Raw genomic sequence first — 12,724 nt, forward strand, 5'->3', positions numbered from 1 at the left:
AAAAACGTTCGATAAACAGCGGTCAGAAGTCCGCTGCGATATCCGGAGCTGCTTTCTGCAACTGCTCCCGGAAAATACCCTTGATCCGCTCCAGGCCCTCATCGGTTTCTGCCTCGAAGCGCAGCACCAGAACCGGCGTGGTGTTGGACGCCCGGCACAGTCCCCAGCCGTCGGCGTAATCCACGCGGATGCCGTCGATAGTGCTGATATTACCGTCACCAAATTGTCCGTCCTGGCCCAGCCGCTCCATGATCCCGAATTTACTGCTCTCGGTCACTTCGACATTAAGCTCCGGCGTGCTGACGTCTTCAGGGAAGTCCGCGAACACCTCGTCGCTGTGACGGTCTTCAATGCCGAGGATTTCCAGCAGGCGGGCGGCCGCATACAGGCCATCGTCAAAGCCGTACCAGCGTTCGCCAAAGAAAATATGCCCGCTCATTTCACCAGCCAACTGGGCGCCGGTCTCTTTCATCTTGGCCTTCATCAGCGAGTGGCCGGTTTTCCACATGATCGGACGTCCGCCGGCTTCTGAAATGACTCCGGCCACGCGACGGCTGCATTTGACGTCGTAGAGCACGTCGGCGCCCGGGTTGCGTGAGACCACATCGCGGGCAAACAACATCAGCAACCGGTCCGGCCAGATGATCTTGCCGGTGTTGGTCACCACACCCAGGCGATCACCGTCGCCATCGAACGCCAGACCAATATCGGCCTTCTCTTCCTTCACCCGTGCAATCAAATCGACCAAGTTTTCCGGCTTGCCTGGATCCGGGTGATGGTTGGGGAAATCGCCATCCACTTCGCAGTACAGCGGCACCACTTCACAGCCCAGCTCTTCGACCAGCATCGGTGCCAGCTCGCCGGCAATGCCATTGCCGGCATCCAACACCACCTTCAACGGCGCGGCCACGGCGATATCGCCGACAATGCGATCCAGATAGGCCCGCCGGACATCTTCCGACGACTGACCGCCCTGGCCACTGGCAAAATCGGCAGCCTGAGTGCGCTGGTACAGTTTCTGGATGGCATCCCCGGACAAGGTTTCGCCGCCCAGCATGATCTTCAGGCCATTGTAATTGGCCGGATTGTGGCTGCCGGTCACCATCACGCCGGAACCGGTCTGAAGCTCCTGAGTGGCAAAATAAAGCACCGGTGTAGGCACTGCGCCAACATGAATCACATCGCACCCAGTGGCCATAACGCCACGGGCCAGGGCATTAGCCAGTTCGGGGCTGGAATGACGGCCGTCGTAACCAATACACAGGGCGCCAATGCCCCGCTCCACGGCTTCCGAACCAATCGCCTGACCAATCAGCTGGACCGCATCAGCGGACAGTGTCTCGCCAACGATGCCGCGAATATCGTAGGCCCGAAAGATGTCAGGGGATAACTCCACAGCTGGTTCCGGCGTTTCTTCCACTTCCAGGTGATCACCGCCCAGCAGATCATCGCCACCAAAGCCCAGGACATCCTCGTCACCGTCGAGCATGTCGATGTCGGGCATGTCCTTATCCTGGAACAGGGGTTCGTCGTCGCCGGCCGCTGCCGGCTGCTTGGTGCCCGCCGGTTTTTTCGGTCGCGCCATTTCCAGGGCCTTGGACACGCGCTTCTCCACTACCTGGGATAGCCGGGCCAAAACCTCGCCGGTGGACGCCACCATGTCCCACTGGAGCGGTGGCAGCTTGACCCGGTCGCCCCCAAATACTTTATGCGCCCACTGAATCAGTGCGGTCACGTCCTGACGGATACTCTGCTGCGCACGACTGAGCAGAACCCATACCAGAATCGCTGCCAGCAGGATCGGCGCGCCGACCAGGATGGCGATCATTACGATGTCCACCGGAGCAGTTGGCGCCTTGGCGGGGGTATAGGCAACAGACCAGTCGGGGTTCGCCAGTGACCGGGTTTCTGCCGCACCAGAGCCACTGCCCTGGCTGACAATCGCGCGCGTAGTACCGGCCACAGTTTGGGTCAGCTCCAGCTTGCCACCCAGATCGTCGTTAACCACCTGCAACAGCGGCTGCAAGCGAGCAGCGTCAAAAATCACCAGCAGGCTGCCAATCACGGCATTGCTAACCGGATTACGTACCGGCGTTGCCATCTGGACCAGCCAGCGGTTATCCCGGGGAAACGCGTCCGGGTGCAGTGGCTGGCTATTTTCCGCCCGCCGCAGCAGTTCAATACCAGCAAACCCGAGTGCGCCCCGTTCATTGGCGGTGCGGGGAATCTGCTTGTACGGGAACAGATGCACCCCCTGAATACCTGGCAGTGCGCTGGCCAAACTCTGCTCGGTGGCTACGATACTGCTGGGTTCAGATACCGCCCCAATAACATCCGGGCGGGCGGCCAGACCGTTCACACTGGCCTGCATCAAGTTCAGATACTGGTTCACCCGCAGTGCCGCCGACTCGGCCTCAACAGCCTTTTCCGCTTCGAACCGTTCGATCGCGGCTGGCTGCACTACCAGAAAATGCACCAGGACTGCCGCGACAACCCCGGCCAGCACCACCACAAGCGCCTGACTGGTGGCCACCGAATTCAGCTTCTTGAGCTTTAATCCCGCGGCTGTCTTCTTGTCATTCTTGGCCGCCTTCTTGGCAGGTTTTTCATCACCGGAAGCGTCGTCGGTTTTTTTCTTACCCAGCTTCATAATCCTTCCTGCTGTTGTATTTTTTATCCTGAACTCGCACGTTGCGCTCAGTATAGACGCCGGTCTGGGGTTGTGCGTGGCAGGGCCGCGACTCAGTGGGTACCGGTCGACCCAAAGCCGCCCTCACCGCGGTCACTGGCATCGAATTCTGACACCACTTCGAAATCCGCCTGCACCACCGGCACCAGAACCAGCTGGGCAATGCGCTCTCCCACCTCGATGGTGAACGTGGTCTGGCCACGGTTCCAGCAGGACACCATGAGCTCACCCTGATAGTCGGAATCGATCAGCCCGACCAGGTTACCCAGTACGATGCCGTGCTTATGACCGAGTCCGCTACGCGGAAGGATCATCGCCGCCAGGGCCGGATCCCCGATATGAATCGACAAGCCGGTTTTGATCAGCTGGGTCTGACCCGGTTCAAGGGTCAGAGGCTGGTCGAGGCAGGCCCGGAGGTCCAGACCGGCAGAGCCATCGGTGGCGTATTCCGGGAACGCAATCTGCTGGCCAATACGTTCATCCAGTATCCGCACCTGAAGTTTTTTGGTGGTCATAATCGTCCTATTACTGAAAGAGGAAGCGGTTCGAGCTCAGCCCGCCGCCTGGTGAAGATGTTCGCCGACCAATGCCATCAGGCGATCGGCAATTCGTTGCTTGCTGTCCGGCCCGATCGACGCCTGCCCCTCCGGCCAGAACACCGTCACCGCGTTGTTGTCACTGTTGAAGCCGAGCCCCGGCACCGAGACGTCGTTGGCGACAATCATCCGGAGCTTCTTACGCTGCATCTTGTCGATGGCGTACCGGGCCACGTCGGTGGTTTCGGCGGCAAAGCCCACGGTAAAGGGCGCATCGGCCCTGGCGGCAATGGTGGCCAGGGTGTCCGGATTACGCACCAGCGACAGCGCCATCTGCTCGCTGGATTTCTTGATCTTGTCGGGCTCGCAGCTCTGTGGCCGGTAATCGGCGACCGCCGCACTGGCGATAAACAGGTCGCAGCCGGCATCGACCGCGTCTGACGACGCCTGAAGCATGTCCGCAGCGGTCGTCACATTGCGCACCTCGACACCGGACGGCGCCGGTATGGCAACCGGACCGCTGATAAGCACCACCTCTGCACCAGCATCCCGGGCGGCCGCGGCCAAGGCGTAGCCCATCTTTCCGGAACTGTGGTTGCTGATGTAGCGCACCGGGTCAATCGGCTCTCGAGTCGGCCCGGCGGTAATCACCACTCGTTTGCCCGTCAGGGCACCGGTAGACGGCTGGCCGGCGACCAATCCGGCCAGCACCAGCGGCTCCAGCATCCGCCCCGGACCGGTATCGCCACAGGCCTGCTCACCCTGGTCCGGCCCCCACAGCGTAATCTGCGGATCGTCCTGCAATAACCGGAGATTGCGCTGGGTGCGGCGATTGCCCCACATCGCCTGATTCATCGCCGGCGCAACAGCAATCGGCGCTTCGGTGGCACAGCACAGGGTAGTCAGCAGATCATCGGCCATGCCATTGGCCAGGCGAGCGATAAAATCCGCCGAGGCCGGTGCGATAACCACCTGATCCGCCCATTTCGCCAATTCGATGTGCCCCATGCCGGCTTCGGCCTCCGGGTCCAGCAACGAGGTCCGAACCGGCTCGCCACTGAGGGCCTGGAAGGTCAGCGGAGTGACAAAGGCCTCGGCACCGCGGGTCATGACTACCCTCACGCTGTGGCCAGCCTTTTTCAGCAGACGAACAAGCTCTGCGCTCTTATAGGCAGCAATACCGCCGGTAATGCCCAGCAGAATTCGTTTGGCGGCCATAGGGGCTCCGTATCTTCATAAAAAGAAAGGCTTATAAGATAGCATGCTCAGGCGCCACAGACAGCCTGCAAGCGTGGCCCGTCGTTTACCGATTGTTACTTTTTAAAGTAACCTTTGTAACCTCAAATCGAGGCCGACGCAGGATGCGTCTGGAGCCACCAAGAACCTGCAAGGAAAGCGTATGAACACCTCCTCCTGGCGCCCGGACGAGCGCCCCCGGGAACGGCTGCTCGCCCATGGCGCCGACAGCCTGTCGGACGCCGAACTACTGGCCATCTTCCTGCGCACCGGCACCACCGGCATACCGGTGATGACTATGGCACGCACTCTGATCAACCGATTTGGCAGCCTGCGCGGCCTGATGACCGCCTCCCGCAGCCAATTCTGTGACACCAAGGGACTGGGTACCGCCAAATACGCCCAGGTCCAGGCCGCCATGGAGATGGCCCGGCGGGTGATGGATGAACCACTACGCCAGGGCGACCCGTTGCGCTCGCCGGACGACACCCGGCGATTCCTGACCAGCCGGCTCGGCACCTACCCCCACGAAGTCTTCGCCGGCCTGTTTCTCGACAACCGGCATCGGGTTATCCAATACCGGGAGCTGTTCCGTGGCACCATTGACGGCGCCGCAGTGTACCCCCGCGAGGTGGTGCGCCAGGCCCTGGAGGACAATGCCGCCGCTGTTATCTTTGCCCACAACCACCCGTCCGGGGTGGCCGAACCGAGCGAGGCGGACGTGGCCCTGACCCGGCGCTTGAAAGAGGCACTGACTCTGGTCGATATCAGGGTTCTTGACCATATGGTTGTCGGCCACGGTGAGGTAGTATCACTGGCTGAACGGGGGCTGATGTAATTGCCCGAACCATTGCGCCGGGAAACTGGCCAAATTCCCAACAATTTTTTGCGTTGGGGGGCGAGTTCTGGTATAAAAGCGTCCCTTTCTGGCGGCGTCTGGCGAGCAGCGTTCAGTTTAGAGGCGCGAAACAGGGGCGTTAGCGTTCCTTAGCAACCAGAGACGCATTTAAAACGAATTTGTACTATAGAGACCATTGCTCAGGTCGGAGGCAAGTATGTCCAGAGTTTGTCAGGTTACCGGTAAGCGTCCGCTATCAGGTAACAATGTTTCCCACGCGATGAACCACACTCGTCGTCGTTTTCTGCCGAATCTGCAGAACCACCGTTTCTGGGTTGAGTCCGAGAAGCGTTTCGTGAAGCTGCGCGTATCCACCAAGGGCATGCGCATCATCGACAAAAAAGGCATTGACGCTGTGCTGGCAGACCTTCGTGCCCGCGGCGAGAAATTTTAAGGAGCCGCATCATGCGCGAGAAAATCAAGCTGGTATCATCAGCAGGCACTGGTCACTTCTACACGACCAAAAAGAACAAGCGTAACACTCCGGAAAAGATCGAGATCAAAAAGTATGATCCGGTTGTCCGCAAGCACGTTGCGTACAAGGAAGCCAAGATCAAGTAATCATTGATCCGGCATCCACAAAAAAACCCGGCCTTGCGCCGGGTTTTTTTGTGCCTGATATTCTATACCTGAACCGAAACTAGAAAGTCTCCAAATACCCTTTCGGCAGCGCCACATCCATAGCGATAGGCAGGTGGTCCGAAACCGGGTAACTCACCACTTCTGACCGGCGGATTTCCAGCGACGGACTCACCAGAATATGATCCAACGCCTTTTCCGGCCGCCAACTTGGGAAACTGTGCGCCGACTCCGGAAGCGGGATCAGATCGGTTTCCTTTAACGGGGTCTGGGTCAGCAACTCTTCGGCGTGATTATTCATATCCCCCATCAGCACCACATGCTGGTAGTCGGCGATCAGCTCGCGAATGTAGCCGAGCTGGCGCTGCTGCGCCGCCTTACTCAGCGACAGGTGCATCAGCACCAACACCAGCGGATCATCCTCAGAGCCATAGCGGGCAATAATGGCGCCTCGCCCCGGAATCAATCCGGGCAATTTGTGCTCGGTGACATCCAGCGGCCGGAAACGACTCAGCAAACCGTTGCTGTGCTGGGCGATCTGCCCGAGATTGCGATTCAGCTGCTGGTACCAGTAGGGAATACCCGCCGCTTCGGCCAGATACTGAACCTGATTGATGTAACCACTGCGCAGGCTGCCGCCGTCGCACTCCTGCAACGCGACCACGTCGTAGTTACCAATCAGATGGGCAATGCGGTCCAGGGTCTGAATCCGGTTGCGGTGAGGCAGGATGTGCTGCCAGCTGCGGGTCAGATAGTGCCGATAGGATGAGGTATTGATGCCAACCTGGATATTGAAGGTCAGCAACCGGATGTGTCGGTGGGGCTCAAACTCCGGAACATGCTCAAAGCCCGAGCAAGTACTGCGAGACGTATCAACCGCTTTCGCCGTCCCGCTGAACTGCTTACGGATTCGCTTGTACATGCTGCCTGCCCCACTCTTCTCTCGAAGGTTCCGCAACCCGAAGGCGAAGATTCCGCGACCCGAAGGCCGCGGACGACCCCGTTACTTCGCTTCACGCTCCTTGGCGACCAGGTAATCGACAACGTCCAGGGCTGCCTCGTGACTGCCGGCCATGGAAGCGCTCACTTTGTATTTGCCATTTACCAGCATAGTTGGAACACCGGTGATGCGCGCCCCACGAATTTTCGCCTGGGCTTGCTGCATCCGGGCGTTCACACCAAAGCTCTGGTAGTTCTTCAGGAACGCCTCACCATCGACACCATGGCCGGCCACGAAGTCCGCCAGTGCCTCCGGAGTGTTCAGCTGACGGCGCTCGCCGGCCAGGGCATCAAACAGTGCGTCATGCACCTTGTGCAGCTCACCCATGGCATCAAGCGCGTAGTAAGCGCGGGCATGGGGCTCCCAGGAACGGCCAAGGGCGGCCGGCAACATCACGAACTCGACATCGTCGGCCATGTCTTCTTCCCAGGCCTCAACCACCGGCTTGAAGTTGTAGCAGTGCGGGCAGCCATACCAAAACACCTCAGCCACTTCGATCTTGCCGTTGTCGTCGGTGCGAACCGGCGTATCCAGTTTCTGATAGTGAGTTCCCTCTTCCCAGGTTTCGGCACTGGCCGGGGCACCAAAGGCAAACATCGCAGCCAGGAAAGCTGCTGCTCCAAGTGTTCTGATCATTGGACATCTCCGATATCGTGAAGTCGTAAGTGTGAGGGATTATGACCCAGCCAGCGGAAAAAGTTCCACAGACAGAGTAAATCGCCGGGTTACAGAGCCGTAAGCAATAAAAAACCCCGCCTGAGGCGGGGTCTTTGGAGTCTCGGCTAGACGCTGTTCAATCAGTGCAGGCCAGACACGTAGTTGGCAACCGCCTCGATCTCGGCGTCGGTCAGCTTGGCCGCCACGTCCATCATGATGGCCGCGTTGGAGCCAGTGGCCCGCTCGCCGCCACGGTAAGCCTTCAGCTGCTTACTGATGTACTCGGCGTTCTGGCCACTCAGGCGGGGGTAGCCACCCGGCTCGTTGCCCTTGCCCTGCGGGCTGTGACAACCGGCACAGGCTGGCACACCGGAGGCCATGTTGCCACCCCGGTAGAGGGCCGCGCCCTGCTCAATCAGATCCGGGTTGGCCTGACTCAGGGGCATGTCCTGGTCGTCGAAGTAAGCGGCCAGATCCTGCAGCTCTTGCTCGGATTTACCGTTCAGAAGACCCGTCATTTCGGCAATCGCACGATCGCCGGACTGGATTGCCACCAGTTGATTGTACAGGTACTTTTCACCCAACCCAGACAGCTTGGGATAGCTACCCATGATCGGCTTCTGGCCGGCCTGGCCATGACATCCGGCACATACCGCTGCGTTCTGTTCGCCTGCTTGAGGATCTCCTGCCCCGTGCGCCATCGCTGTGAGGCTTACACCGAGAACAACTCCTGCGATCAGTTTTTTCATGCTCGCTCCGCTTCTCTCATCTTAAAGGTATTCTTCGTTGTGCAGCCGGCAGGCACTGACCAATCAGGCGCAAAACCGGGACTGACAGCGGTCGCGCTCAGCGCGCCGCCCGGATTTGGTGTAGCATTATACATTAATCCCTGATAACTGAAATCCAAAGGAAAGCCAACCGCTGTGGACCCTGATCTGACCCCGAACTCCGTCTCTTTCAACAGTGCCCGCTTCTTGATCAGCGCCTCCCGACTGGACGAATGCCCACCGGATTTTGGTGCCGAAGTGGCCTTCGCCGGCCGCTCCAACGCCGGCAAGTCCAGCGCACTCAATGCGATCACCGCCCATGGCAAGCTGGCCCGGACCAGTAAAACACCGGGCCGCACCCGGTTGATCAACTTCTTCACCCTGAACCGCGAGGGCTGCCGCCTGGTGGACCTGCCAGGCTATGGCTATGCCAAAGTGTCCCGGGATCTGAAAGACGACTGGCAAAAACACCTGGGCCACTACCTGAACGACCGGCGCTGCCTACGCGGTCTGGTGCTGGTGATGGATATCCGCCACCCGCTCACTGAATTCGACCAAATGATGGTGGAATGGTGTGAACATAACAACCTTCCGCTGATGATTCTGGCCACCAAGGCCGACAAACTGAAATTCGGCCAGGCCAAAACTGCCATGATGGGCATCGCCAAAGACCTGAAACCGTTCAGTTGCGTGCATCATCTGATCATGTTTTCAGCGACATCGAAACGGGGTGTGGATGAGTGCCGGGAGGCGCTGACGAACTGGCTGGAGGCACCGGCCGACGACTGAGCCGTCAGCCCGCCAAACAGAGATTAGCCGCGTTCAGTTAAAGAGTGCCGCCGCACTCGATCCGGTAGCCCAGATCAATACAGGTTTCGCCCTGGGGCTGACCGGACAGTCGCGCCAGCAGTTCCCGGGCCGCCCGCTGCCCCACCGCTTCCCGCGGGGTAATGACACTGGCAAGGCGCGGGACCATCACCTGCCCGACATCGTGGCCGTGGAATCCGGCAATGGCGATGCCCTGTGGCACCGCAATACCCTGACGCTGACACTCAAAATAAGCACCGATGGCGACGTCGTCATTGGTGCAGAAGATGGCATCGGTGTTGGGATTGTCCGCCAGGATACGCTTTAACAGCGTGGCCCCGACGCTGAACGACGACCGCTGTTCGCTACGCAGGGTCACCGGCGTCAAACCGGCTTCGGTCATGGCCCTGACATAACCCTCCTGCCGTTGCAGGGTTCGGGCATCCAGACGCACCGCCAGGTAGACGATGGCGGTGCGGCCCCGGCGAATCATTTCCCGCACCATATCGTAGGCGGCCTGAACGTTGTCAAAGCCGACAGCCTGCTCAAACGGCCGGGTGTGGGTATCCATGATCTCGACCGTGGGCACGCCGGCGGTTTCCAGCATCCGGAAGGTTCGATCGGTGTGCTGGCTCTCGGACAGGATCACACCGTCAACGTTGTAGGACAGCAGCGACGCCAGGCTACGCTCCTCAATCTCCGGACTATAGCCGTAGTGGGCCAGCATCAGATGGTACCCGGCCTGTTCGGTGACCGACTCAATCCCCTTGATGACGTCAGCGAACACCTGGTTAGTCAGCGAAGGCAGCAGCACCCCGACGGCGTGACTCTTGGATTTGGACAACAGGTCCGGTGCCCGGTTCGGAATGTAACCGAGGGCCTCGGCTTCGGCAAAGATGAGTTCCCGCATCTTCTCGGACACGTTATCGCCACCGCGCAGGCAGCGACTGACCGTCATCTTGGTGGTGCCAACCCGGTCGGCAATGTCCTGCAACGTCGGACGCTTGTTCTTACCCATGCATGATTCCTGCTACGACAGAGAGGCGGCTGGCGAAGATTCGAATAGACGCCGGTGCGGGCACCGGCTTCAGCCCCTGGCATCTTCCCCGGTTGGGGCCAGCGCCGCAAGGCACTGGCGCACCAGGCTCTCCGGACGACCGGTGACATCGAGGGTGACGGCACCCTCGTCCGGCTCGGGCTCCTGCAATAGCTGAAACTGGCTCTCGAGCATGGCCTGACCATTGAAGTAATGGTCCTGACGCCGCGATAGCCTCGCCCAGATGGTCTGGTAGTCACCCTGAAGATAGACGATGCGCAGCTCCGGGTTGTCGGACCGCAAGCGCTCGCGATAGGCTCGCTTCAGTGCCGAGCAGGCCAGCACCAGACCGGCGTCCTGTTGCCGGACCAACTCAGCCAGATCGGTCAGCCAGTCGGCCCGATCGTCATCGGTCAGCGGGATGCCACTGGCCATCTTCTCGACATTGGCGCGGCTGTGGTAACTGTCAGCATCAAAGAAGGGAACCGCCAGCTCCTGTGCCAGCAGACTCCCCACCAGACTCTTGCCACAGCCTGACACCCCCATGACAACCAGTTTCGGTACGCTCGCCATCATTGCCACCACAGTGCCAGTTGCGGGAAGGCGATCAACAGCCCCAGCGCGATAATCTGAAGCACAATGAACGGCAGCAGTGACTGGAAGATCTCACCCAGGGAGATGTCTTTCGGCGCCACCGTTTTCAGGTAGAACGCGGCCGGTCCGAATGGCGGCGACAGGAAGGACACCTGCATGTTCATGCAGAACACCACCCCGAACCAGATCGGGCTGTACCCCAGCTCGACCACAATCGGCACGAAAATCGGCATGGTCAGCAAGGCCACGCCGACCCAGTCCAGGAACATGCCCAGCACCAGCAGGATCAGCATCATGAACAGGATGGTTAGCAGTGCATCGCCGCCACTGACCGCGAACACCATGTCCCGGACAAAGTCGATGCCGCCCATCAGGTTGTATACACCCACCAATGCGGTTGCACCGATACCGATCCAGATGATCATGCCACACACCCGCAGGGTGCTGATGGTGGCTTTGCGAATCATGTCCAGCGACAGCTCACCACGCACCCAGGTGCTGAGCGCAATACCGATCACACCCAGGGCCGAAGCCTCGGTCACCGAAGCAACGCCACCGTAGATGCTACCGAGCACCACTACTACCGACAGGATGGGAAACAGCAGGGCCTTGAAGAAATTGGGCGCCGGCGTGTCCGGCTGATCCTGATCGGATGGCAGCGGCGCCATCTCCGGTTTTAGCCAGACCCGGATCAGCACGTAACCCATGTACAGCAGGGCCAGCAGCAGCGCCGGCAAAAAGGCACCCTTGAACAGGTCACCGATGGAGACGTTGGCGGTCAGGCCATAAATGATCAGCACGATACTTGGAGGCAGCATGGTGCCCAAGGCACCGCCTGCACAGGTAGTACCAATGGCCAGCTTGCGGTCGTAGCCCAGGCGCAGCATCTGGGGCAGTGCCAGGATGCCCAGCAGCACGGTTTCGCCGCCAATCACCCCGGACATGGACGCCAGGATAACCGCCACCACCAGGGTCTGTATGGCAACACCACCGCGCAGGCGACGACCCAGGCGGGCCATGGCGTCAAACAGGTCCCGGGCAATACCGGAGTGGTCCAGCAGCGACGCCATCAGCACGAACATCGGCACCGCCAGGAACACATAATTGCCAATAAAGCTGTACAGCCGGCTACTGACAATCGGCAGTGCGTCCGGGCCAAACCAGCCCAGCGCAAACAGCAGAGCCACCAGACCGGTGGCAAACGCCAGCTGCATCCCTGTCAGCAACAACAGGATCAGCAACCCCAGCATCAGCAGGCTGCCGTAACCAATGCCCATGGAAGCAAGTTCAAACATTGCGCTCTCCCTTGTCGTCCGAAGCCTGGTCAGGCGTGGGTTTATTACGCAGGTCGCGAATCAGGTGCAGCAGAAATTGCAGCGTGAGAATGGCCACGGCAACGAAGATGATGACCTTCAGCAACGCAGGGAATGGCGGATTCCAGGCCGAGCCGGAGGTCTCAAGCCGCCAGCCGCCCCAGGGCGCGACGACTGCCGACTGGGCCATGAACCAGCTGGCATAGAGCAGCAGACTGCTGAACAACAACCCCAGAAGATGATGCACAACCCGAAGACAGCGCTGGACGGCCGGCGACACCGAGTCGTACACCAGCACAATGCGAACGTGCTTGTCCGTCGCCAGTGCGTACAACCCGCCCAGCACGAACAACGTGGCACCGGCAAAGGTGACGGTCTCATGCACCCACAGGGTGGGCGAGTTGAACAGGTAGCGGCGGACAATTTCGTACAGGGACACCACAGCGATAAGGGCAAAGACCAGACTCAACTTTTTGCCCAACCACACGATGGCGCGATCCAGTGGCGTAAAGCCAACATCCTCTGGGGGCTCCGGCACCAGATCACCTGGCGCCCGCCCTGTTGGTTCATGTTCAGCAGACATTAGAAACTCCCGACTCCGACCCCTGAACA

General features: G+C 59.9%; 14 protein-coding genes. 4 read left to right on the forward strand and 10 right to left on the reverse strand.

Going from position 1 to position 12,724, the window contains the following annotated elements; translation table 11 throughout:
- Positions 1–22: 22 nt before the first annotated feature.
- The 3 genes from QUE89_RS15760 to coaBC form a co-directional block, all read right to left on the reverse strand.
- Positions 23–2,650, reverse strand: a complete 2,628-nt coding sequence (locus tag QUE89_RS15760; protein ID WP_286220988.1) for a phosphomannomutase/phosphoglucomutase — start codon at positions 2,648–2,650, stop codon at positions 23–25.
- Positions 2,651–2,742: 92 nt separating this feature from the next.
- Positions 2,743–3,204 (reverse strand): dUTP diphosphatase, encoded by a 462-nt coding sequence (dut, locus tag QUE89_RS15765; protein WP_286220989.1) that lies wholly within the window; start codon positions 3,202–3,204, stop codon positions 2,743–2,745.
- A 36-nt stretch (positions 3,205–3,240) separates the two neighbouring features.
- A complete protein-coding gene (gene coaBC, locus QUE89_RS15770) occupies positions 3,241–4,443 on the reverse strand; it encodes a bifunctional phosphopantothenoylcysteine decarboxylase/phosphopantothenate--cysteine ligase CoaBC (RefSeq protein ID WP_286220990.1) in 1,203 nt (400 codons plus the stop codon).
- 181 nt (positions 4,444–4,624) lie between these two features.
- Between coaBC and radC the strand changes: the two genes are divergently transcribed.
- The 3 genes from radC (at position 4,625) to rpmG (ending at position 5,920) form a co-directional block, all read left to right on the forward strand.
- Positions 4,625–5,299: a RadC family protein gene (radC, locus tag QUE89_RS15775; RefSeq protein WP_286220991.1), complete on the forward strand. Its 675-nt coding sequence runs from the start codon at positions 4,625–4,627 to the stop codon at positions 5,297–5,299.
- Positions 5,300–5,516: 217 nt separating this feature from the next.
- Positions 5,517–5,753, forward strand: coding sequence for a 50S ribosomal protein L28 (rpmB, locus tag QUE89_RS15780; RefSeq protein WP_091988362.1), 237 nt, complete (start codon positions 5,517–5,519; stop codon positions 5,751–5,753).
- 11 nt (positions 5,754–5,764) lie between these two features.
- The gene (gene rpmG / locus QUE89_RS15785) at positions 5,765–5,920 is read left to right on the forward strand and encodes a 50S ribosomal protein L33 (protein ID WP_008173465.1); all 156 of its coding nucleotides are present in this window, start codon (positions 5,765–5,767) and stop codon (positions 5,918–5,920) included.
- Positions 5,921–5,999: 79 nt separating this feature from the next.
- On the opposite strand, the gene QUE89_RS15790 is transcribed toward rpmG, so the two are convergent.
- The 3 genes from QUE89_RS15790 to QUE89_RS15800 all read right to left on the reverse strand — a co-directional run bounded on the left by QUE89_RS15790 (position 6,000) and on the right by QUE89_RS15800 (position 8,344).
- Positions 6,000–6,860: an endonuclease/exonuclease/phosphatase family protein gene (locus tag QUE89_RS15790; protein ID WP_286220992.1), complete on the reverse strand. Its 861-nt coding sequence runs from the start codon at positions 6,858–6,860 to the stop codon at positions 6,000–6,002.
- Positions 6,861–6,941: 81 nt separating this feature from the next.
- A complete protein-coding gene (locus QUE89_RS15795) occupies positions 6,942–7,574 on the reverse strand; it encodes a thiol:disulfide interchange protein DsbA/DsbL (protein WP_286220993.1) in 633 nt (210 codons plus the stop codon).
- Positions 7,575–7,735: 161 nt separating this feature from the next.
- Positions 7,736–8,344, reverse strand: coding sequence for a c-type cytochrome (locus QUE89_RS15800; protein ID WP_286220994.1), 609 nt, complete (start codon positions 8,342–8,344; stop codon positions 7,736–7,738).
- A 174-nt stretch (positions 8,345–8,518) separates the two neighbouring features.
- Here QUE89_RS15800 and yihA point away from each other — a divergent pair, with 174 nt between their 5' ends.
- On the forward strand, positions 8,519–9,151 hold the full coding sequence (gene yihA / locus QUE89_RS15805; protein ID WP_041340125.1) for a ribosome biogenesis GTP-binding protein YihA/YsxC: 633 nt from the start codon (positions 8,519–8,521) through the stop codon (positions 9,149–9,151).
- A gap of 37 nt (positions 9,152–9,188) precedes the next feature.
- Here the strand turns inward: yihA and QUE89_RS15810 are convergent, their stop codons facing one another.
- The 4 genes from QUE89_RS15810 to QUE89_RS15825 all read right to left on the reverse strand — a co-directional run bounded on the left by QUE89_RS15810 (position 9,189) and on the right by QUE89_RS15825 (position 12,695).
- A complete protein-coding gene (locus QUE89_RS15810; RefSeq protein ID WP_286220995.1) occupies positions 9,189–10,187 on the reverse strand; it encodes a substrate-binding domain-containing protein in 999 nt (332 codons plus the stop codon).
- Positions 10,188–10,256: 69 nt separating this feature from the next.
- On the reverse strand, positions 10,257–10,781 hold the full coding sequence (locus QUE89_RS15815; RefSeq protein WP_286220996.1) for a gluconokinase: 525 nt from the start codon (positions 10,779–10,781) through the stop codon (positions 10,257–10,259).
- Entirely contained in the window at positions 10,778–12,094 is a 1,317-nt protein-coding gene (locus QUE89_RS15820; protein WP_286220997.1) for a TRAP transporter large permease, read from the reverse strand. The genes QUE89_RS15815 and QUE89_RS15820 overlap by 4 nt, the downstream gene beginning before the upstream one ends.
- Positions 12,087–12,695 (reverse strand): TRAP transporter small permease subunit, encoded by a 609-nt coding sequence (locus QUE89_RS15825; RefSeq protein WP_286220998.1) that lies wholly within the window; start codon positions 12,693–12,695, stop codon positions 12,087–12,089. Before QUE89_RS15825 ends, QUE89_RS15820 begins: the two co-directional genes overlap by 8 nt.
- Between the last annotated feature and the right edge of the window lie 29 nt (positions 12,696–12,724).

Origin of the sequence: Marinobacter sp. LA51, assembly GCF_030297175.1 — a bacterium.
In the GTDB taxonomy this organism is placed as follows: Bacteria; Pseudomonadota; Gammaproteobacteria; order Pseudomonadales; family Oleiphilaceae; genus Marinobacter; species Marinobacter apostichopi.

What these genes read in the sequence shown, in the direction of transcription:
- QUE89_RS15760 (WP_286220988.1), bottom strand. Translation starts at nt 2,650, where the DNA reads ATGAAGCTGGGTAAGAAAAAAACCGACGACGCTTCCGGTGATGAAAAA.
- dut (WP_286220989.1), bottom strand. Translation starts at nt 3,204, where the DNA reads ATGACCACCAAAAAACTTCAGGTGCGGATACTGGATGAACGTATTGGC.
- coaBC (WP_286220990.1), bottom strand. Translation starts at nt 4,443, where the DNA reads ATGGCCGCCAAACGAATTCTGCTGGGCATTACCGGCGGTATTGCTGCC.
- radC (WP_286220991.1), top strand. Translation starts at nt 4,625, where the DNA reads ATGAACACCTCCTCCTGGCGCCCGGACGAGCGCCCCCGGGAACGGCTG.
- rpmB (WP_091988362.1), top strand. Translation starts at nt 5,517, where the DNA reads ATGTCCAGAGTTTGTCAGGTTACCGGTAAGCGTCCGCTATCAGGTAAC.
- rpmG (WP_008173465.1), top strand. Translation starts at nt 5,765, where the DNA reads ATGCGCGAGAAAATCAAGCTGGTATCATCAGCAGGCACTGGTCACTTC.
- QUE89_RS15790 (WP_286220992.1), bottom strand. Translation starts at nt 6,860, where the DNA reads ATGTACAAGCGAATCCGTAAGCAGTTCAGCGGGACGGCGAAAGCGGTT.
- QUE89_RS15795 (WP_286220993.1), bottom strand. Translation starts at nt 7,574, where the DNA reads ATGATCAGAACACTTGGAGCAGCAGCTTTCCTGGCTGCGATGTTTGCC.
- QUE89_RS15800 (WP_286220994.1), bottom strand. Translation starts at nt 8,344, where the DNA reads ATGAAAAAACTGATCGCAGGAGTTGTTCTCGGTGTAAGCCTCACAGCG.
- QUE89_RS15810 (WP_286220995.1), bottom strand. Translation starts at nt 10,187, where the DNA reads ATGGGTAAGAACAAGCGTCCGACGTTGCAGGACATTGCCGACCGGGTT.
- QUE89_RS15815 (WP_286220996.1), bottom strand. Translation starts at nt 10,781, where the DNA reads ATGATGGCGAGCGTACCGAAACTGGTTGTCATGGGGGTGTCAGGCTGT.
- QUE89_RS15820 (WP_286220997.1), bottom strand. Translation starts at nt 12,094, where the DNA reads ATGTTTGAACTTGCTTCCATGGGCATTGGTTACGGCAGCCTGCTGATG.
- QUE89_RS15825 (WP_286220998.1), bottom strand. Translation starts at nt 12,695, where the DNA reads ATGTCTGCTGAACATGAACCAACAGGGCGGGCGCCAGGTGATCTGGTG.